The organism is Shinella sp. CPCC 101442, assembly GCF_024704725.1.
Lineage (GTDB): Bacteria > Pseudomonadota > Alphaproteobacteria > Rhizobiales > Rhizobiaceae > Shinella.
Genome location: NZ_JALIQS010000001.1, coordinates 872,743 through 891,991 on the forward strand (window position 1 = coordinate 872,743; position 19,249 = coordinate 891,991).

The following is a 19,249-nucleotide window of genomic DNA, read 5'->3' on the forward strand; positions in this document are numbered from 1 at the left end:
CTCCTTTGGGGCATCCTATCATGGATAAGAACAAATCACAAAAACGCTTAGTATGAGCCACGCAGTCCGTCGAAACGTTGCTCTCAGGAGCGGACGGCCTTCAGCCCGATTTGCCCTGCGTTGTCGCAATCTGCCGTGCGACAGCCTCGGAATCATTGGCAAGGGCACGCATTTCCGAGGCGAGGACGGCGAAGCCGGCACCGGCCGTGCCGGCGCGAGCTGCCTCGATGCCGGCATTGACGGCGAGCAGTTTCAGCGAGCGCAGAGAATGCAGGATTTCGGCAGTGCGCGAGGCTGTGGCGCGCATGTCGGCGGTCTGCTCGTCGATGCGCTGGTAGAAGGATTCGATGTTGACGATGCTGCCTTCGAGATAGAGCAACTCGCCGTTGGTGCCCCAGACGCCGCCACCGGTTTCGGTGACCCAGAGATAGTGACCCTTGTTGTGGCGGATGCGGTATTCGAGCGTCCAGTCGGTGTGGTTTTCCAGCGCCTTGCCGACCGCCGCGTCCATGGCCGGGACGTCCTCCTCGCACATGATGGAAGTAAAGGTGCGCACACGGTTGCCGACGATCTCGTCAGTCGGATAGCCAAAGATCCGCTGGATGCCGTCGGTCATTTCCAGCATCGTATAATGCTCGTCTGCCCGGCACCGGTACAGAAAACCATTCATGCGACCGAGAACGCTGCTCAGAAAATCCATGGGAACCTGGCGGTTGCTGGAGTGTGGACAGGAAGGTTGGCGGTGGCCGTGAAAGACAGTCCGCTGTTCAGATTGCGAGCCGAAGACCATTGGCCTTCGGCCGCGCCGTCATCGAACGGATCAGTTCTTCAGATAGACCTCGAGCGTATCGTCCATAGCCTCAAGCCACGGCGTATGATGCTTGGGTGCGAGGGTGCCGGTCATCAGCGACTTGTAGGCGTTGTCGCGGAAGCCCATGATGTTCTCGGCCTTGTGGTGCTCCCATTCCATGAAGGTCTTGTTGGTGCCCTCGACGTCGAACTTCGGATAGTCCGTGTCCTCCAGAAGCTCGATGACGTAATCGCCCTGGAACCAGATCATCTGCTCGGCATCCTCAAGCGTTTCCTCGCGGGCACGCCATGTGTCGAAATGCGCCTTCATCTCCACCTTCGAGGGCAGGCCGATGCGGCCCATGATGACGTCGCGGGCATACCAGGCCTGGGCGTCGAACATGTTGAAGGTATAGAACTGGTCCTGCATGCCGATGTACATCAGTTGCGGATTGTCCTCGTAAACCACGCCCTTGTAGAGATTGTCGGACCACAGGCGGTTGGCGGTCTTCAGGCGCAGGTCGTCCGGCAGGAACGGGAAATGATGGAGGTAGCCGGTGCAGAGGATCAGGGCATCGACCTCCTTGGTCGATCCATCGGCGAAATGGGCCGTCTTGTTGACGAGTTTCTGCAACAGCGGCCGCTCCTCGAAGCGCTCCGGCCATTTGAAGCCCATCGGTTTGGAGCGGTAGCTCGTCGTCACCGATTTCGCGCCATATTTCCAGCACTGCGAACCGATGTCCTCGGCGGAATAGCTGCGGCCGACGATCAGCACATCCTTGTCCTTGAATTCCAGGGCATCGCGGAAATCATGGGCATGCAGCACGCGGCCGCCAAAAGTCTTCACGCCTTCGAAATAGGGCACGTTCGGTGTAGAGAAATGGCCGGAGGCGACGACGACATAGTCGAATTCCTCGTCATACATCCGGTCCTCGACGCGGTTGTGCGCCGTCACCGTGAACTTCTTCGTCGCCTCGTCGAACCGCACCATGCGAACCGGGGTCGAGAAGCGCACCCATTTGCGCACGTCGGCCTTTTCGACGCGCCCCTTGATGTAGTCCCACAGCACCGCGCGGGGCGGATAGGAGCCGATCGGCTTGCCGAAATGTTCCTCGAAGGAATAGTCGGCAAACTCCAGGCATTCCTTGGGTCCGTTAGACCAGAGATAGCGGTACATGCTGCCATGGACCGGCTCGCCATATTCATCGAGCCCGGTGCGCCAGGTGTAGTTCCACAACCCGCCCCAGTCGGCCTGTTTTTCGAAGCAGACCACTTCGGGGATTTCCGCACCCTTCTGGGCGGCGGACTGGAAGGCTCTCAATTGAGCAAGGCCCGATGGCCCTGCGCCGATCACCGCTACTCTGGTCATATGTGTCTGTTCCCTTTTATATCGTTGTAAGCTTTATGAAGACCTTCAATCCGGATGGATGCCTGCACTTGTCGGCGCCCCATCGTCGTATTTCGCCAGCCAGTCGATCATGATCGGCCGGTTGCGGGTCAGACCCTTGTAGTCGGCGATCTCCGGCGGCAGGCTTTTCAGCACGCGCGGCAGGCGGCGGCCCCATTTGGGCACGGTCACCAGTTCGTTCAGGCTGATCAGGTAGCAGCGGATGACGAAGAGGATGGCGTTGGAGCGCGGCAGGCGCCAGAGGCTCTGCAACTCGACGCGCAGGTGCATCTTGTCGCCGACATTCTCCGGCGTCACCGTCGTGCGGTCCGGCCCCCATTTGTGATAGTTTTCCGGCGAGGTATCGAGCCGCGGATTGACCGTCATCGTCCAGTTGAGGCGGCGGGTCGGCTTGCCCTGTTGCAGGTTGAGCAGGAATTTCAGCGCCCGGTCGAACACGCCGATCTGGTGGGCAAGCGGTACGGGACCATGCCATTCCATGAAGTTCATGCCGATGTCGAAATCCAGCGACCAGTCGGCCTGAGTGGTCACCATACCGGCATCCATCCAGAGATTGTTGTCGCGCTGGTCAACGATGCAGAAATCGCCCTGGGCCTGGCGAGTGATGTATTCCATCGGCGGATGGGGAAGCGTTGCCGGATCGCCGAAGGTGAAGGTGTCGTCAATGCCCATCGGCCGGTTGATCCAGCGCCAGCGGTCACCGTCCTTCGTCAGCGTGAAATGCTCCGGGTAATCCTGTGCCTGATGCTCCATGATGAGCTCCAGCACGTCCCATTGCGCCGCCATCATATGCGGCAGCGCCTGGCAGCGCAGCGGATCGTCCTTCAGCACCATCGCCCGGTCCTGCATCTCGGCGACATAGTGCTCGTCGACATCGATCAGGTTTTCAAAAACGCTGTCCGCCTTGCCCCGGATATGCGGCTCCATATTGACCGAATACATGTATTCGTCGCGATCGAAGGGGAAGGGAAAGCGTTTGATGTTGTAGAGGCTGTTGCGGAAGGTGAAGTCGTCGCGGAACGTTTCGCTCCTGAACGTGATGGTCATCTGTCCGGTCCCCTTAAGCTACAATTGAAGAACGAGTTGCTGGCCCTTGAACCGCGAGACGCAGATCATGACCTTCTTGCCGGACGCCTTTTCCTCGTCCGACAGGTAGATGTCGTTGTGCTGCAATGTGCCGTCACAGGAGAGCACCTCCGTCTCGCACTGGCCGCAGGCGCCGCCGCGACACATGTAGGGCGCATCGCAGCCATGGGCCTCGGCCGCTTCCAGAATGCTCTGGTGCTCACCGACGGTCATGTGGATATTGGACCTCTCGAGGAAGACCTGGAACGGCAGGCCGGCGGGCGGCGCGAGGAACCGTTCCGAATGCAGGTTCTCCTTCGGCCAGCCGGCTTTCAGCCCGGTCATCAGCACGCCGTCGATCATACCCGCCGGGCCGCAGACATAGAGATGCGTGCCGAGCGGCTGGTTGTCGGCGATCTCGGCGACGGGGATGAATGTCTTTTCCTCGTCGACATAGATCTTGATGCGCCGCGGGCCGTAGCGATCGAGCAGTTGCTGCCAGTAGGCGCCGTGCGAGCGTGAGCGGATGGCGTAGTGCAGTTCAAACGCAATGTTGTCGCGGCTGAACTGCTCCATCATGGCGATGAACGGCGTGATGCCGATGCCGCCGGCAATGAGGATGTGCTTGCGTCCGCGATGGTCCGGCGCGAAGAGGTTGACCGGCTGGCTGACGGTCAATTGATCGCCCGGCCGCACCTGTTCGTGCATGAAGATCGACCCGCCGCGGGAATTGGGAACCCGGAGCACGCTGATTTCATAGGCGCTGTTGTCGTCGGGATTGGACATCAGCGAATAGGGGTTGCGGCGCAGGAGGCCGTTGTCGTTCATCGAGACGACGACATGGGCGCCGCCGGAGAAGAACGGCATGGGATGGCCGTCCAGCCGCTCGAAGCGGAAGCGCTTGACCAGATCGGTCACCTGCGTCACCGCGGCGACCCGCACAGGCATGTCTGTGTTGAGGCTCACGGGAACATCTCCTCAGGTTCTGGGGCCGTGCCCGGTTCTTCTGCATCGATGTTGACGCCCTGGAAGGCGCCAAGCCGTCTGGAGTAATGGTCGCGCACCAGAAGCGGCAGACCGCAATGGCTGCAGGCAAAGGGGCTGGTCGTCACATTGTCAGTGATGCCCTTGCAGTGCACGCATTGCACGCGGCGTGCCGTCGAACCGCGATGTTCGGTGTGGATCGAATGGTAGTCGATGCCGTATTCGATCGCCACCTGCATGATCTGGCCGATGAAGCCCTCGGTGCCGGCAATGGAGAGCCGCGTTCCCATCCGGGCCTGCTCAAGACAGGCGCGCAGGCGAAAGAGCAGCGGCTGAAGCGTCGGCGCCTGCCAGAAGACATCGGGCGCGAGCGCCGAAAGCGCGACGTCATAGGCTTTGGGGGCCGCACCCGCCGCCAGATAGAGGATTTCCGACTTTGCCAGGAAGTCGGGGCCCTTCGCCCCGACTTGATCCATCAGGGCCTGAGCCCCTTCGCCCTCGAGGACGAAGAGGTGGCGCTTGGCATGGGGATCAATATCGAGCCCCTTATATTCCGGCCTGCTTTTGATCCCTTGTACGAGCATGCCGATATCCTCAGCCTTGCGCCGTCCGTTTCGTCTTCTTCGGATCGTCGAAGGTGATGGTGTGGGCGATGGCCGGCGCGTTGACGGTCTTGCCCTTCACTTCGAGCTTGGTGCCCTGCACGGCATAGGGAACCTCGACGCGCATGATCGCCATGGAGCGGTTGGTGAGCTTGGAATAGGATGGGCACGTGATGACGCCGACCTTCTTGTCGCCGGCCCAGACCTCGTCGCCGAGATCGGTCGGACCATCGGCCTCGACCAGCAGGCCGAAGATCTTGAAGCGCTCCTTGCCCTTGAGACGGGCATGTTCCTCGGCACCGCAGAAGCCGGTCTTGCCGGGGCTGACGGTGAAATCGAGGCCGAGCTCCCACAGGCTATCGCCGGGCTGCTCGTTGGCGAAGGGATACATCTGCGAATTGTCGTAGGGGTAGAACAGCAGGTAGCTTTCGACGCGCAGCATGTCGAGAACGCTGAAGCAGACGGGAATGATGCCCATCGCCTTGCCTTCGTCGACGATCCGGTCCCAGACCATGCCGGCATCCTGGCCGCGCACGAAGATTTCATAGCCGCGCTCGCCGGTATAGCCGGTGCGCGAGATCATCACCGGTGCGCCGAACAAAGTCGTCTGCATGTGGTGGAAATATTTGAGGTCGCGGATGCCCGGCACGTATTTTTCGAGATAATCGACGGCGAGCGGCCCCTGGAGCGACAGGTCGTGCAGGTCGTCGTCGAACAGCACCGCGCAATTGCGGCCCTGTGCCTGCTTGACGATTTCCTCGAAGCCGGAACCCGAGCCGTGCACCAGCATCCAGGAATTGGGACCGGTGCGGTAGACGATGCAATCGTCGGTGAAATGGCCGCGCTCGTTAAGCATGCAGGCATAGACCGACTTGCCGGGATAGACCTTCGTCATGTCGCGGGTGGTGATGTATTCCAGAATGGCAATCGCGTGTGGGCCGACGAGATGGACTTTTTTCAGGCCCGAGACATCCATGATGCCGGCCTTGGTGCGCACCGCGATGTGCTCTTCGTAGATGTCCTTGTCGTAGGTCCAGGCGGTTCCCATGCCGCTCCAGTCTTCGAGGTTCGATCCGAGTGCCCGATGCCTGTCTGCAAGGGCGGAAAAACGCCAGCTAAGACTCATATTCTCGTTCCCATTTTCTTTTGCGGAATATTTATTTCCTGAGTATATCGCCGCTGCTCAAACTCGCAAGAGTGTTAAAACTGGTATCTCCATTGTTCTTTGGCATCAGTCTAGAAACGCGGCGGCTCACGGCCAGACGCGCGGTAGGCGGCGATCACAGTGTTGGCCATCAGCATGGCGATGGTCATCGGCCCGACACCGCCCGGAACCGGGGTGATCGCACCGGCAACCTCTGAAACCTCGTCATAGGCGACATCGCCCACCAGACGGCTCCTGCCCTCGCCGCCCTCCGGCGCATCGATGCGGTTGATGCCGACGTCGATGACGGTGGCACCCGGCTTCACCCAATCGGCTTTCACCATGTCCGCACGGCCGACGGCGGCGACGAGGATATCCGCGTGACGGCAGACGTCCGCCAGGTCCTTCGTGCGCGAATGCGCGATCGTCACCGTCGCATTGGCATGGAGCAGCAATTGCCCCATCGGTTTGCCGAAGAGGTTGGAGCGGCCGATGACGACGGCTGTCAGACCCGCCAGGTCCTCGCCATGGATGGAGCGGACGAGGCGCATGGCGCCCGCCGGCGTGCAGGAAATCAGGCCGGTTGCCAGATCGCCGGTCGCAAGCTTGCCGGCATTAACCACATGCAGGCCGTCGACGTCCTTCTCCGGCCTGATCGACTGGATGATCGGCTCGGCGTCGAGGTGCTTCGGCAGGGGCAGTTGCACCAGGATGCCATGCACGGCGGGATCCGCGTTCAGCGACGCCACCAGGCTTGCGAGGTCCCCTTGCGTTGTCTCCTCCGGCAGCGTGTGCTGGGTGGAGTTGAAGCCACATTCCTTGGCCAGACGACCCTTGGCACCGACATAGGTGTGGCTTGCCGGATCATCGCCAACGATGACGACCGAAAGTCCGGTCTTCACCCCGGTTTCCTCTTCAAGCGCCGAGGTCGCAGCCTTCACGGCCTCGGTCACCGACGCTGCAACTTTCTTCCCGTCAATGCGCGTCGCACTCCCCATGGTTCAACCCATACGCTCTGACGCGTAGCTGCCGGGGCTCGGCGGGAAGACGATCGTCTTGTTGCCGTTCATGAAGGTGCGGTGGTGGATGTGGGCGTGTACGGCGCGGGCGAGAACCTGGCTCTCCACGTCCCGGCCGATCGACACATAATCCTCCGCCGATTGCGCATGCGTGATGCGCGCCACGTCCTGCTCGATGATCGGACCCTCGTCGAGATCCTCCGTCACATAGTGCGCCGTCGCCCCGATCAGCTTCACGCCGCGCTCGAAGGCCTGCTTGTACGGGTTGGCCCCCTTGAACGACGGCAGGAAGGAATGATGGATGTTGATGATCCGGCCCGACATCTTCTTGCACACCGCATCCGACAGAACCTGCATGTAGCGGGCGAGCACGATCAGTTCGGCGCCGGACTGTTCCACCACCTCCATCAGGCGCGCTTCGGCCTGCGGCTTGTTCTCCTTCGTCACCTTGATGTGGTGGAAGGGGATGTCGTGGTTGACGATGACCTTCTGGTAGTCGAAGTGGTTCGACACGACGCCGACGATGTCGATCGGCAGCGCGCCGATCTTCCAGCGGTAGAGCAGGTCGTTCAGGCAATGACCGAAGCGCGACACCATCAGCAGCACCTTCATGCGCTCATCGCTGTCGTTGAAGCGGTGGGTCATCGCGAACTTTTTCGCGACCGGGGCGAAGCCGGCCTTGATGTCCTCCTCCGACACACCTTCCTGACTGAGAAAGGTGAGGCGCATGAAGAACAGGCCGGTTTCTAGGTCGTCGAACTGCGACGAATCCGAGATGTAACACCCCTTCTCGGCGAGGTAGCCGGTGATCGCGGCGACGATGCCGCGGGTCGATTGGCAGGATACGGTCAGGACGTGGCTTTTCATCGGTTCTTTCCCGGTCAAACGATTGCCGAAGTGGCGTCTCTTTTCCGAAGCGCCAAGCCTCAGATATCGAGCGTCGTCTGCCGCTCCCAATCCGTGAAATGCGACGCGTAGGCATTCCATTCCTGATGCTTGAGCTTCAGGTAGGCGCTGGAGAAGCCCTTGCCGAGCGTGGCCTTCAGCTCCTCGTCCTTGTCGTATTCCCTGAGCGCATCGAGCAGGTTCAAGGGCAGGCGCGGCGCGTCGGTGACGGTATGGCCTTCCTTGTACATGTCGATGTCGTAGTGGCGGCCGGGATCAGCGTTCTTCCGGATACCATTCAGGCCGGCCGCGATGATGATGGCCTGCAGCAGATACGGATTGACGGCACCATCCGGTAGGCGCAGCTCGAACCGACCCGGACCCGGAACGCGGACCATGTGCGTGCGGTTGTTGCCGGTCCATGTCACCGTATTCGGCGCCCAGGTCGCACCGGAAATGGTACGCGGCGCGTTGATGCGCTTGTAGGAGTTGACCGTCGGATTGGTCACCGCGGCAAGCGCCGACGCATGCTGCATGATGCCGCCGAGGAAGGTCTTTCCCTTGGCCGAAAGACCAAACGGCATGGCCTTGTCGGCGAAGGCATTGGTTTTGCCTTCCAGATCCCAGACGGAGATATGGGCGTGGCAGCCGTTACCGGTCAGGCCCTTGAAGGGCTTGGGCATGAAGGTGGCGCGAAGGCCGTGTTTCTCGGCGACCGTCTTCACCATGAACTTGAAGAAGGAATGTTTGTCGGCCGTCTGCAGCGCGTCGTCATATTCCCAGTTCATCTCGAACTGGCCATTCGCGTCCTCGTGGTCGTTCTGGTAGGGCTTCCAACCCAGTTCAAGCATGTAATCGCAAATCTCGGCGATTACGTCGTAACGGCGCATGACGGCTTGCTGGTCGTAGCAGGGCTTTTCAGCCGTATCGAATTCGTCGGAAATCTTGCCGCCATCCGGCGAGATCAGGAAGAATTCCGGCTCGACGCCAGTCTTGACGCGAAGGCCTTCCTTGGCGGCTTCGGCGATCAATCGCTTCAGCATGACGCGCGGCGCCTGGTCGACCGGCTGGTCGTCCATCACGCAATCGGCAGCGACCCAGGCAACATCCTTCTTCCACGGAAGCTGGATGGCAGAAGACGCATCCGGAAGCGCAAAGAGATCGGGATGGGCGGGCGTCAGATCGAGCCAGGTGGCAAAGCCCGCAAAACCCGCGCCGTCCTTCTGCATATCGGCAATTGCTTCGGCCGGAACAAGCTTTGCCCGCTGGCCGCCGAACAGGTCGGTAAAACTGATCATGAAATATTTGATGCCACGGTCCATGGCAAAGGTAGCAAGATCGAGTGTCACTGTGTTCCCCTTTGGATTATTCAGACACTTTTTCAAGAAAATGGCCGCCGCTGGCTTGGGAGATCAGACGACGGCCGAAGTTTTTTTAAGGGTCAGAAGCCTCCCTTGCCTGGGATCCAGCTGGTGCCCGCAAGCGGCACCTGCGCCATGGCGGATGCCTCAATCGTCAGCGCGACGAGGTCTTCCGGTTCCAGATTGTGCAGATGGTTCTTGCCGCAGGCGCGCGCGATGGTCTGGGCCTCGAGCGTCATCACCTTGAGATAGTTTGCGAGACGCCGTCCGGCAGCAACCGGATCGAGACGCTTGGAAAGCTCCGGATCCTGCGTGGTGATGCCGGCCGGATCCTTGCCTTCATGCCAGTCGTCATAGGCGCCGGCCGTCGTTCCGAGCTTCTGGTATTCCTCTTCCCAGTGCGGATCGTTGTCGCCGATAGCGACCAGGGCTGCCGTGCCGATGGCAACCGCGTCGGCACCCAGCGCCAAAGCCTTCGCTACATCGGCGCCGGAACGGATGCCACCGGAGATGATCAGTTGCACCTTGCGGTGCATACCAAGATCCTGCAGCGCCTGGACGGCGGGGCGGATACAGGCCAGCGTCGGCATGCCGACATTCTCGATGAAAACATCCTGCGTCGCCGCCGTGCCACCCTGCATGCCGTCGAGCACCACGACGTCGGCACCGGCCTTCACCGCCAGCGCCGTATCGTAATAGGGACGCGCGCCGCCGACCTTCACATAGATCGGCTTTTCCCAATCGGTGATTTCGCGCAGTTCCATGATCTTGATTTCGAGGTCGTCCGGGCCGGTCCAGTCCGGATGACGGCAGGCCGAGCGCTGGTCGATGCCCTTCGGCAGATTGCGCATGTTGGCGACGCGGTCGGAAATCTTCTGGCCGAGCAGCATGCCGCCGCCGCCGGGCTTGGCGCCCTGGCCGACAACAATCTCGATGGCATCGGCGCGGCGCAGGTCGCGCGGGTTCATGCCGTAGCGTGACGGCAGATACTGATAGACCAGCGTCTGGCTGTGGCCGCGCTCCTCATCCGTCATGCCGCCGTCACCGGTGGTGGTCGATGTGCCAGCGATTGTGGCGCCTCGACCGAGCGCTTCCTTGGCATTGCCCGAAAGCGCACCGAAACTCATGCCGGCAATGGTGATCGGCGTCTTCAGGATGATCGGCTTCTTGGCGTGGCGCGCACCGAGCACGACGGATGTGTCGCATTTCTCGCGGTAGCCTTCGAGCGGATAACGCGAGATCGACGCACCGAGGAACAACAGGTCGTCGAAATGCGGAACCTTGCGCTTGGTGCCAGCGCCTCTGATATCATAGATACCGGTCGCCGCCGCACGCCGGATTTCCGCCAGCGTATAATCGTCGAAGGTCGCTGACTTGCGCGGCGGGGTATAGGGGTTGTGATAGCTCATGAACGGGTCCCTGCCTTAGTACGCATCAGCGTTATCGATGTTGAAGTTGTAGAGCGTGCGGGCCGAACCGTAGCGCTTGAATTCTTCCGGAGAGACACCCGTAATGCCGGCTCTTTCCAGAAGCTCGGCAAGCAGCTTCAGATGTTTTGGCTTCATTTCCTTTTGGATGCAGTCGGCGCCAAGGCTCTTGACCTCGCCGCGCACGAACAGCTTGGCCTCGTAGAGGGAATCGCCGAGCGCATCGCCGGCGTTGCCAAGCACCACCAGGTGACCCGACTGGCCCATGAAGGCCGACATGTGACCGATATTGCCCTGGACGACGATATCGATGCCCTTCATCGAGATGCCGCAGCGCGAGGCAGCATTGCCCTTGATGACCAGGAGGCCGCCGCGGCCCGTGGCCCCGGCATACTGGCTGGCATCACCCTCGATGACAACCGTGCCTGACATCATGTTCTCCGCGACACCAGGCCCGGCGGAACCATGGACCGTCACGGTGCCGCCATCGTTCATGCCGGCGCAATAATAGCCGACGCTGCCGCGCACCTCGACGGTGACCGGCTGATCGATGCCGACGGCAACGGCATGGCTGCCGCGCGGATTGACGACCTCGAAATTCGTATCATTGGTGCCGGGGGCGATGGCGTGAAGCGCGCTGTTCAGTTCGCGCAACGGCGTTGTGGCAAGGTCGAATACGCGCATCGCTTCCAGACTTTCTCGTTTGACGCTGACATCCACGGTTAGGCCGCCTTCTCATGATCCCAGAAATACACGGTGGCCGGCTCCGGCTCCCAGACGCGGGCATTTTCGATGCCTGGCAGGTTGACGAGCGCGCGGTACTCCGAGCCGAAGGCGATGTACTGATCCGTTTCGGCCATCACGGCCGGCTTGCAGGCAATGGGATCGCGCACCACGCCGAAGCCGGATTTCGTGCCGACGACGAAGGTGAAGAAGCCGTCGAGATCGTCGAGCGCGCTGGTCAGCGCTTGGCCCAGATCCTTGCCCTTGGCCATCTCGGCCGACAGATAGGCGGCGGCGACTTCGGTATCGTTCTGCGTCTCGAAGGTCATGCCTTCGCGCACCAGCTCACGGCGCAGGTTGTTGTGGTTGGAAAGCGAACCGTTGTGCACCAGGCACTGGTCGGCGCCGGTCGAGAACGGATGGGCACCAAGCGTGGTGACGGCCGATTCCGTAGCCATGCGGGTATGGCCGATACCGTGCGTGCCCGCCATCTGGCGAATGCCGAAGCGGGAGACCACGTCCTTCGGCAGCCCGACTTCCTTGTAGATCTCGACGCTGTCGCCGGAGCCCATGACACGAATCTCCGGCCGCTCCTGGACCAGCAGGTCGCGCACCGCCTGAGCCTTGTCGGCACTGGCTTCGATGACCGCGTGGGTGCTTTTCAGCTCCACGGCAACGCTCGAATCGGCTGGCTTCAACGCCGCTTCAAGCCCGGCAAAATCCTGTTTAGGGTCGGCCGATTGCACGGTGATTTTCGCGCGGCCGTCTGAAGGCGTACCGTAGATGGCGATGCCGGCGCTATCGGGCCCGCGGTCGGTCATGGTGACCAACATATCGGACAGCATGGCACCCAATTGCGGCTCCAGACTTCTGTCCTTCAAAAACAATCCGACAATTCCGCACATGGGGACAATCCTTCGTTTCGTTGATGAAAGATGGATAGCAGGTGCGTTTTTTGATTTCAACTACGAGGAAAGTTATTTTCTTTTAAAGCAATTCCATCCGTGCTGTCGGCACTGCGGACTGGCGGTGTGCGCCCGGCGGCTCGCCGAAGGCCGCGCGGTAGGTTCGTGCGAAATGCCCGGCACTGGAAAACCCGGTGGCGAAGGCAATTTCGGAGATGGAAAGCGGGCTTTGCTGCAATAGGCGCCGGGCGTGATCCAACCGCAGTTTCCGATATTCGAGCAGGAAGGACGAGCCCATCAGGCTGGAAAAAAGCCGATCGAGGTGACGTGGCGAAATGCCGGCCAGCTTGGCCATGGCCTGCCGGTCGAGTGGCGCCTCGATCGTTGCTTCCATTTTTTCCAGCACCATCAGCAGGCCCGGATGGTTGACCCCGTAACGCTCCGCCAGCGAAGCCCGCTGGGGTGCCCCGGAGCTTTCGACCTGGGTATGCAGGTACCAGTCGCTCACCCGGCGGGCAAAATCCGAGCCCATGCGCTCCGAGATCAGCGCGTGCATCATGTCGAGCGGGGCCACGCCGCCGCCACAGGTGATGCGGTTGCCATCGAGGACATAGCGCGCCTGACGGGGTGCAAGACGCGGAAAGGCCTCCACCAGGGCCGGGGCATGTTCCCAGTGTATGGTGAAGTCGCGATCCTCCAGCAATCCCGCCGCCGCCATGAGATAGGGACCACCGGAAATGCCGCCGATGCGCACGCCGTCGCGGGCAAGCTGGCGCAGGCACGCCAGGACGGCCGGCACGTTCCAGTCAACCGGTGTGCCGCCGGCGCAGACGAAGACGGTGTGGAAACCGGCACCGCGGCCCGGCAGCGGCATGGCGGGAACGGGAATGCCCGATGATGTCATCCCGACATTCCCTTCGACGACATGCGCCGAAAGCGCATAAATATCCCGGCCGGCCAAAAGGTTGGCGGCCCGCAGCGGCTCCACTGCCGAGGCATAGGACATCAGCGCAAATCCCGGGATTAGGATAAAGCCGATCTTCTGGACGTTTTTCAGGTCATCTGAGGCCATGGCTCAATCATGGCTCAAAGCGTCTCTTTTCTGCAAGTGCCGAAACGCAATCCTGTCATGATCGGCATGCTCCATCGGGATTCGATTGCCATGCGCTACTCTGCCTTTTCCGTTTTCCTGAACGCCCTGCGTGGCAACAAGGGCTGGGCGCCGGCGTGGCGCAGTCCGGTGCCGAAGAACCACTATGACGTGGTCATCATCGGCGGCGGCGGGCATGGTCTGGCCACGGCCTACTACCTCGCCAAGGAATTCGGCGTCACCAATGTGGCGGTGCTGGAAAAGGGCTATATCGGCTCCGGCAATGTCGGCCGCAACACCACGATCATCCGCTCCAATTACCTGCTGCTGGGCAACAATCCGTTCTACGAGCTGTCGATGAAGCTCTGGGAGGGGCTGGAGCAGGATTTCAACTTCAACGCCATGGTCTCCCAGCGCGGCGTGCTCAACCTCTATCATTCCGACGCCCAGCGCGACGCCTATACGCGGCGCGGCAACGCCATGCGGCTGCACGGGGTCGATGCCGACCTGCTCGACCGCCACGCCGTGCGCCAGATGCTGCCCTTCCTTGATTTCGACAATGCCCGTTTCCCGATCCAGGGCGCGCTGATGCAGAAGCGCGGCGGCACCGTGCGCCATGACGCCGTTGCCTGGGGCTATGCCCGTGGCGCGGATATGCGCGGGGTCGATATCATCCAGAATTGCGAGGTCACCGGCATCCGCCGCGAAAACGGCCGTGTCACCGGCGTCGAGACCAGCCAGGGCTTTATCGGCTGCGGCAAGCTGGCCTTGGCGGCGGCCGGCAATTCCACCGTGGTTGCCGACATGGTCGACCTGAAGCTACCGATCGAAAGCCATGTGTTGCAGGCTTTCGTTTCCGAAGGGCTGAAGCCGTTCATCGACAATGTCGTCACCTTCGGCGCCGGTCATTTCTACGTCTCCCAGTCGGACAAGGGCGGCCTCGTCTTCGGCGGCGATATCGACGGCTATAATTCCTATGCGCAGCGCGGCAATCTCGCGACGGTCGAGCATGTCGCCGAGGCCGGCGTCGCGATGATCCCGGCGCTGTCGCGTGTCCGGGTGCTGCGCTCCTGGGGCGGGGTGATGGACATGAGCATGGACGGTTCGCCGATCATCGACCGCACCCACATCGACAATCTCTACCTGAACGCCGGCTGGTGTTACGGCGGCTTCAAGGCCACGCCCGCCTCCGGCTTCTGCTACGCCCATCTGATCGCCAGGAACGAACCGCACGAGACCGGCCGCGCCTTCAGGCTCGACCGCTTCGCGCGCGGCCGGATGATCGATGAAAAGGGCGTCGGCTCGCAACCCAACCTGCACTGAGGACATTTCATGGCCAGCCTGATCGCCTGCCCCCATTGCGGGCCGCGCCCCAAGGAAGAATTCACCGTTCGCGGCGATGCCGGCATCACCCGCCCGGCGCCGGATGCCGGTGAGGACGCCTGGCACGCTTACGTCTACCTGCGCGACAATCCGCGGGGACGCCATAAGGAACATTGGCACCACACATCCGGCTGCCGCCGCTGGCTGGTGGTCGAGCGCGATACGATGACCCACACAATCCATGCCGTATCGGATGCCAGCGCCGAGGGAGCGACCGCATGACGTCCTATCGTCTTTCCCGGGGTGGCCGCATCGATCGCGCCAAGCCGCTCGATTTCACCTTCGACGGCAAACCGATGCAGGGTTTTGCCGGCGACACGCTGGCTTCTGCGCTTCTGGCAAACGGCCGCCAGCTCGTCGGCCGCAGCTTCAAGTATCATCGCCCGCGCGGTATCCTGACGGCGGGTGCCGCCGAACCCAATGCCCTGGTGACGATCGGCGAAGGCGGACGCACCGAGGCCAATACCCGCGCCACGCTGGTCGAGCTCTACAGCGGCCTGACCGCCAAGAGCCAGAACCGCTGGCCCTCGGTCGATTTCGACCTCGGCGCTATTAACAGCCTGCTCTCGCCCTTCCTCGGCGCCGGCTTCTACTACAAGACCTTCATGTGGCCGGCCGCCTTCTGGGAAAAGGTCTACGAGCCGATCATCCGCAAGGCCGCAGGCCTCGGCCGCGCCACCTATGAACCCGATCCCGATAGCTACGAAAAATGTTGGGCGCATTGCGACCTGCTGGTCATCGGCGCAGGGCCCGCCGGCCTCGCCGCCGCCCTGACCGCCGGCCGCGCCGGTGCCCGCGTCATTCTTGCCGATGAAGGTTTTGAACCCGGCGGTTCATTGCTGTCAGAAACGGCACCAGTCAGTGGAAAATCCGCGAGCGACCTGCTGGCCCAGACGCTGGCCGAGCTGGCGGATATGCCGAATGTCCGCATCTTCTCCCGGACAACCGTCTTCGGCTGGTACGACGGCAATGTGTTTGGCGCCGTCGAAAGCGTGCAGAAGAACACGGCCACGATAGACCCGAACCGGCCGGTCGAGCGCATCTGGCGCATCGCCGCCAAACAGGCGATCCTCGCTTCCGGCGCAGAGGAGCGTCCGCTGGTTTTCGGCGGCAATGACATTCCCGGCGTGATGATGGCTGGCGCCATGCGCTCCTATCTCAACCGGCAGGCCATCGCGCCCGGAAAGAGCACGGTCATCTTCACCAACGACGCCTCCGGCTACGCGGCCGCCGCCGATCTCGAAGCCGCCGGCCTTGATGTCGCGGCCATCGTCGACAGCCGCCCGGATGCCGCGCGCACATGGTCCGGCAAGGCACGCATCCTGCCCGGCGCCGTGGTCGTCGATGCCAAGGGCGGCCGGAGCCTCAAGGGCGTGACCGTGCTGAACAACGGCCGCACGGAAACCATCGCGGCGGATGCACTCGGCATGGCCGGCGGCTGGAGCCCGATCATCCATCTCGCCTGCCATCGCGGCGCAAAGCCGGTCTGGTCCGATGCAAAGGCCGCATTCCTTGCTCCGCAAGCCCAGGAAGGGCTGACCGTTGTGGGTGCCGCCGCAAGCATCGGCAGCATTGAAGCCTGCCTTGCAGACGGCGCCGGAAAGGCTGCGTCCACTTTGCTAGCGCTCGGCTTTTCGAAGGCCAGCGCCGCATTCGCCGAAAAGGCCGATACGACAATCGTCTCCAAGCCGCTCTGGCGGGTCCACGGATCGAAAGGCAAGGCCTTCGTCGACTACCAGAACGACGTGCACCTCAAGGACCTCGGCCTCGCGGTCAGCGAAGGTTATGGCCATGTCGAGCTTGCCAAACGCTACACCACCAATGGCATGGCAACCGACCAGGGCAAGCTGTCGAACATCAACGCCATCGGCATTCTCGCCGAAGCGCGAAAGGTCTCGCCGGCCGACGTCGGCACCACGACATTCCGCCCGTTCTATACGCCGCTCTCCTTCGGCGCGCTGACCGGCGCCTCCAAGGGCAAGCATTTCCAGCCGGTGCGCAAATCGCCGCTGCATGACTGGGCGAGGAAGAACGGGGCGGTCTTCGTCGAAACAGGCCTCTGGTATCGCTCGTCCTGGTTCCCGAAGGCGGGCGAAACGACCTGGCGCGAAAGCGTCGATCGCGAAGTGCTCAATGTCCGCAAGAACGCCGGCATCTGCGATGTCTCCACGCTCGGCAAGATCGAGATTTTTGGCCGGGACGCCGCCGAGTTCCTCAACCGGGTCTACTGCAACGCCTTCCTGAAGCTCCCCATCGGCAAGGCGCGGTACGGCCTGATGCTGCGCGAAGACGGCATGATCTACGACGACGGTACGACGAGCCGCCTTGGCGAAACCCATTTCTTCATGACGACGACCACGGCTTACGCCGCAGGCGTGATGAACCATCTGGAATTCTGCGCTCAGGCGCTCTGGCCCGATCTCGACGTGCAGTTCGCCTCCTCGACCGATCAATGGGCGCAGATTGCCGTTGCCGGTCCGAAATCGCGCACGATCCTGCAAACGCTGGTGGATGAGGACATTTCCGACGCGGCCTTCCCGTTCCTCAGCGCCAAGGAAGTGTCGCTCTGCGGCGGCATGCTGACCGGCCGGTTGTTCCGCATCTCGTTTTCCGGCGAACTGGCCTATGAACTGGCAGTCCCTGCCGGCTACGGCGAAGCGATCGCCGATGCGATCATGGACGCCGGCAAGCCGCATGGCATCTGCCCTTACGGTGTCGAGGCGCTGGGTGTCATGCGCATCGAGAAGGGTCATGTCACCCATTCCGAGATCAACGGCACGGTCATCCCGTCGGATCTCGGCTTCGCCAAGATGGTCTCCACGACCAAGCCGGACTTCATCGGCAAGGCGATGCTCTCGCGCGAAGGCCTGATGGCGGAGGACCGGCTTTCGCTGGTCGGCGTCAAGCCGCTCGATCCGGCGACGACCTTCAAGACCGGCTCGCATATCCTCTCGGAGGGTGCTGTTCCGTCGCTCGAAAACGACCATGGCTATGTCTCCTCCAGCTGCTACTCGCCGAACCTCGGCTCGACCATCGGCCTCGCCCTCGTCAAGCATGGCCCGAAGCGCCACGGCGAGCATGTCACCGTCTGGAACGACCTGAAAAACGAATACACCAAGGCCGTGCTGTGCAGCCCGGTCTTCTTCGACCCGGAAAACGGAAAGCTCCATGGCTGATTTTGCGCTCCTTCACCGACCAGCCCTTGCCGGTGCCAAGGCCGGCTCGTTCGGTGCCCCGTCAACCGGTGCACGGATCACACTCACCGCCCTGCCGGAAGGCCATGTGCTGCAGGTTCTCGCCGCGCGCGACAGCGACCATCTGCAAGACCTGATCCCACGGATCGGCGATGGCAGCCCTCATGCGGTGCGTCCCTATGGCCCCGGACAATGGTTCGTCATCGGCGACGCGGCCCTTTCCGCTGCGGAAATTTTCGGCAAGACGCCGCTGCTGGACGGCATGGCCTCCATTTCCGACCAGGGCCACGGCCGTATCCGGATCGGCATCAGCGGACGGGCGGTCGAAACCGTCCTTGCCAAGGGCACGGCCGTCGATCTCGACAGAGCCAGCTTCCCCGTCGGCCGGTCCGCCATGACGCTGATCGGCCACATCTCGGCGCTGATCACCCGAACAGGCGCGGAAAGTTTTGAGCTACTGGTGTTGCGTGGCTTTGCCGAAAGCCTGTGGGATGAGCTGATCCAGATGAGCCTTGAATTCGGCGTGGACGCAAGAGCGACGCAATAGGCGGTCGCCAGGCTTTGAATTTCCGCAAGGCAAAATCAGACGGTTTGGTTCCGCTTTTGCGGGTAGCTGATGATTGACAGGTAACGAGCCGGCAGATGAACCAGTTCCTGCGGTCCGTGCGGTGAATCGGCATCGAAGAACAGGCTGTCACCCGGTTGCATCGTGTAGAGTTGATCGCCGTGTCGGTAGACCACTTCGCCTTCCAGCATATGCAGGAACTCCATGCCTTCATGCTGGAACGTCGGAAAGACGTCGGACTCGGTCGTCAGCGTTATGAGATAGGGTTCCACCGTGACGCCGCTGGTGTTGTTGGCGATGTGACCGAGCAGGCTGTACTGATGCCCAGCGCGCGTGCCGCGCCGCTCGATATTCACGCCTTCCCCCGCTTTGACGAATGTCGCATTGTGTGGCTCCTCGAACCGGCGAAAGAACGCCGTGAGCGGCACGCCGAGCGCTCTGGTCAGGGCTTGCAGCGTGGTCAGCGAGGGTGAGATGTTGCCGTTCTCGATCTTCGACAGCATGCCCACGGAAATGCCCGTCGCGGTTGCGAGGTCGGTGACGGTGATGCCGAGCGCTTTGCGATAGGTTCGAACCTCGTGCCCGATCGCCATTTCCAGATTGTTTTCGCGGGGCTCGCGAACCCGGTGCGGATCCTGGGACAACAGGGCCAGCTTCTGCCCGTCCTTCTCGTGCTTATCGGTCATCGTAATCTCCTGCGAATTA

At 61.9% G+C, this 19,249-nt stretch carries 18 protein-coding genes; 4 read left to right on the forward strand and 14 right to left on the reverse strand.

Annotation, left to right across the window (positions count from 1 at the left end):
• Nucleotides 1–100: 100 nt before the first annotated feature.
• The 13 genes from MUO32_RS29275 to MUO32_RS04030 all read right to left on the reverse strand — a co-directional run bounded on the left by MUO32_RS29275 (nucleotide 101) and on the right by MUO32_RS04030 (nucleotide 13,384).
• The gene (locus tag MUO32_RS29275) at nucleotides 101–700 is read right to left on the reverse strand and encodes a PAS domain-containing protein (RefSeq protein WP_308311245.1); all 600 of its coding nucleotides are present in this window, start codon (nucleotides 698–700) and stop codon (nucleotides 101–103) included.
• A gap of 120 nt (nucleotides 701–820) precedes the next feature.
• A complete protein-coding gene (locus tag MUO32_RS03975; RefSeq protein WP_257946925.1) occupies nucleotides 821–2,158 on the reverse strand; it encodes an NAD(P)-binding domain-containing protein in 1,338 nt (445 codons plus the stop codon).
• Between the two features lie 45 nt (nucleotides 2,159–2,203).
• Nucleotides 2,204–3,244 (reverse strand): DUF3445 domain-containing protein, encoded by a 1,041-nt coding sequence (locus MUO32_RS03980; RefSeq protein ID WP_257946926.1) that lies wholly within the window; start codon nucleotides 3,242–3,244, stop codon nucleotides 2,204–2,206.
• Nucleotides 3,245–3,262: 18 nt separating this feature from the next.
• Nucleotides 3,263–4,210 (reverse strand): PDR/VanB family oxidoreductase, encoded by a 948-nt coding sequence (locus MUO32_RS03985; protein ID WP_202402675.1) that lies wholly within the window; start codon nucleotides 4,208–4,210, stop codon nucleotides 3,263–3,265.
• Between the two features lie 14 nt (nucleotides 4,211–4,224).
• The gene (locus tag MUO32_RS03990; protein ID WP_257946927.1) at nucleotides 4,225–4,830 is read right to left on the reverse strand and encodes a dimethylamine monooxygenase subunit DmmA family protein; all 606 of its coding nucleotides are present in this window, start codon (nucleotides 4,828–4,830) and stop codon (nucleotides 4,225–4,227) included.
• A 10-nt stretch (nucleotides 4,831–4,840) separates the two neighbouring features.
• Nucleotides 4,841–5,974, reverse strand: a complete 1,134-nt coding sequence (locus MUO32_RS03995) for an aminomethyltransferase family protein (protein WP_257946928.1) — start codon at nucleotides 5,972–5,974, stop codon at nucleotides 4,841–4,843.
• 110 nt (nucleotides 5,975–6,084) lie between these two features.
• On the reverse strand, nucleotides 6,085–6,990 hold the full coding sequence (gene folD / locus MUO32_RS04000) for a bifunctional methylenetetrahydrofolate dehydrogenase/methenyltetrahydrofolate cyclohydrolase FolD (protein WP_257946929.1): 906 nt from the start codon (nucleotides 6,988–6,990) through the stop codon (nucleotides 6,085–6,087).
• 3 nt (nucleotides 6,991–6,993) lie between these two features.
• Nucleotides 6,994–7,878, reverse strand: a complete 885-nt coding sequence (gene purU, locus MUO32_RS04005) for a formyltetrahydrofolate deformylase (RefSeq protein WP_257946930.1) — start codon at nucleotides 7,876–7,878, stop codon at nucleotides 6,994–6,996.
• A gap of 59 nt (nucleotides 7,879–7,937) precedes the next feature.
• Entirely contained in the window at nucleotides 7,938–9,245 is a 1,308-nt protein-coding gene (glnT, locus tag MUO32_RS04010; protein WP_257946931.1) for a type III glutamate--ammonia ligase, read from the reverse strand.
• A 92-nt stretch (nucleotides 9,246–9,337) separates the two neighbouring features.
• Nucleotides 9,338–10,666 carry an FMN-binding glutamate synthase family protein gene (locus MUO32_RS04015; RefSeq protein WP_257946932.1) on the reverse strand — a complete coding sequence of 443 codons (1,329 nt, stop codon included), beginning with the start codon at nucleotides 10,664–10,666 and terminating at the stop codon, nucleotides 9,338–9,340.
• A gap of 15 nt (nucleotides 10,667–10,681) precedes the next feature.
• Nucleotides 10,682–11,368: a GXGXG domain-containing protein gene (locus MUO32_RS04020; RefSeq protein ID WP_069063795.1), complete on the reverse strand. Its 687-nt coding sequence runs from the start codon at nucleotides 11,366–11,368 to the stop codon at nucleotides 10,682–10,684.
• 38 nt (nucleotides 11,369–11,406) lie between these two features.
• Nucleotides 11,407–12,312: a glutamine amidotransferase family protein gene (locus tag MUO32_RS04025; protein ID WP_257946933.1), complete on the reverse strand. Its 906-nt coding sequence runs from the start codon at nucleotides 12,310–12,312 to the stop codon at nucleotides 11,407–11,409.
• An 82-nt stretch (nucleotides 12,313–12,394) separates the two neighbouring features.
• The gene (locus tag MUO32_RS04030) at nucleotides 12,395–13,384 is read right to left on the reverse strand and encodes a GlxA family transcriptional regulator (protein ID WP_257946934.1); all 990 of its coding nucleotides are present in this window, start codon (nucleotides 13,382–13,384) and stop codon (nucleotides 12,395–12,397) included.
• 90 nt (nucleotides 13,385–13,474) lie between these two features.
• Between MUO32_RS04030 and MUO32_RS04035 the strand changes: the two genes are divergently transcribed.
• Genes MUO32_RS04035 through MUO32_RS04050 form a run of 4 tightly spaced genes read left to right on the forward strand, consistent with a single transcriptional unit; the run spans nucleotide 13,475 to nucleotide 18,526 of the window.
• The gene (locus MUO32_RS04035) at nucleotides 13,475–14,725 is read left to right on the forward strand and encodes a sarcosine oxidase subunit beta family protein (RefSeq protein WP_257947166.1); all 1,251 of its coding nucleotides are present in this window, start codon (nucleotides 13,475–13,477) and stop codon (nucleotides 14,723–14,725) included.
• A 9-nt stretch (nucleotides 14,726–14,734) separates the two neighbouring features.
• Nucleotides 14,735–15,007, forward strand: a complete 273-nt coding sequence (locus MUO32_RS04040) for a sarcosine oxidase subunit delta (protein WP_257946935.1) — start codon at nucleotides 14,735–14,737, stop codon at nucleotides 15,005–15,007.
• A complete protein-coding gene (locus MUO32_RS04045; RefSeq protein WP_257946936.1) occupies nucleotides 15,004–17,961 on the forward strand; it encodes a sarcosine oxidase subunit alpha family protein in 2,958 nt (985 codons plus the stop codon). The genes MUO32_RS04040 and MUO32_RS04045 overlap by 4 nt, the downstream gene beginning before the upstream one ends.
• A complete protein-coding gene (locus MUO32_RS04050; RefSeq protein ID WP_257946937.1) occupies nucleotides 17,954–18,526 on the forward strand; it encodes a sarcosine oxidase subunit gamma family protein in 573 nt (190 codons plus the stop codon). Before MUO32_RS04045 ends, MUO32_RS04050 begins: the two co-directional genes overlap by 8 nt.
• 35 nt (nucleotides 18,527–18,561) lie before the next feature.
• Here the strand turns inward: MUO32_RS04050 and MUO32_RS04055 are convergent, their stop codons facing one another.
• A complete protein-coding gene (locus MUO32_RS04055) occupies nucleotides 18,562–19,230 on the reverse strand; it encodes an XRE family transcriptional regulator (RefSeq protein ID WP_257946938.1) in 669 nt (222 codons plus the stop codon).
• Nucleotides 19,231–19,249 lie beyond the last annotated feature (19 nt).

Excerpts from the sequence above, each read along its gene's own strand:
- MUO32_RS29275 (WP_308311245.1), bottom strand. The coding sequence starts at position 700 with ATGGATTTTCTGAGCAGCGTTCTCGGTCGCATGAATGGTTTTCTGTAC.
- MUO32_RS03975 (WP_257946925.1), bottom strand. The coding sequence starts at position 2,158 with ATGACCAGAGTAGCGGTGATCGGCGCAGGGCCATCGGGCCTTGCTCAA.
- MUO32_RS03980 (WP_257946926.1), bottom strand. The coding sequence starts at position 3,244 with ATGACCATCACGTTCAGGAGCGAAACGTTCCGCGACGACTTCACCTTC.
- MUO32_RS03985 (WP_202402675.1), bottom strand. The coding sequence starts at position 4,210 with ATGCCTGTGCGGGTCGCCGCGGTGACGCAGGTGACCGATCTGGTCAAG.
- MUO32_RS03990 (WP_257946927.1), bottom strand. The coding sequence starts at position 4,830 with ATGCTCGTACAAGGGATCAAAAGCAGGCCGGAATATAAGGGGCTCGAT.
- MUO32_RS03995 (WP_257946928.1), bottom strand. The coding sequence starts at position 5,974 with ATGAGTCTTAGCTGGCGTTTTTCCGCCCTTGCAGACAGGCATCGGGCA.
- folD (WP_257946929.1), bottom strand. The coding sequence starts at position 6,990 with ATGGGGAGTGCGACGCGCATTGACGGGAAGAAAGTTGCAGCGTCGGTG.
- purU (WP_257946930.1), bottom strand. The coding sequence starts at position 7,878 with ATGAAAAGCCACGTCCTGACCGTATCCTGCCAATCGACCCGCGGCATC.
- MUO32_RS04015 (WP_257946932.1), bottom strand. The coding sequence starts at position 10,666 with ATGAGCTATCACAACCCCTATACCCCGCCGCGCAAGTCAGCGACCTTC.
- MUO32_RS04020 (WP_069063795.1), bottom strand. The coding sequence starts at position 11,368 with ATGCGCGTATTCGACCTTGCCACAACGCCGTTGCGCGAACTGAACAGC.
- MUO32_RS04025 (WP_257946933.1), bottom strand. The coding sequence starts at position 12,312 with ATGTGCGGAATTGTCGGATTGTTTTTGAAGGACAGAAGTCTGGAGCCG.
- MUO32_RS04030 (WP_257946934.1), bottom strand. The coding sequence starts at position 13,384 with ATGGCCTCAGATGACCTGAAAAACGTCCAGAAGATCGGCTTTATCCTA.
- MUO32_RS04035 (WP_257947166.1), top strand. The coding sequence starts at position 13,475 with ATGCGCTACTCTGCCTTTTCCGTTTTCCTGAACGCCCTGCGTGGCAAC.
- MUO32_RS04040 (WP_257946935.1), top strand. The coding sequence starts at position 14,735 with ATGGCCAGCCTGATCGCCTGCCCCCATTGCGGGCCGCGCCCCAAGGAA.
- MUO32_RS04045 (WP_257946936.1), top strand. The coding sequence starts at position 15,004 with ATGACGTCCTATCGTCTTTCCCGGGGTGGCCGCATCGATCGCGCCAAG.
- MUO32_RS04050 (WP_257946937.1), top strand. The coding sequence starts at position 17,954 with ATGGCTGATTTTGCGCTCCTTCACCGACCAGCCCTTGCCGGTGCCAAG.
- MUO32_RS04055 (WP_257946938.1), bottom strand. The coding sequence starts at position 19,230 with ATGACCGATAAGCACGAGAAGGACGGGCAGAAGCTGGCCCTGTTGTCC.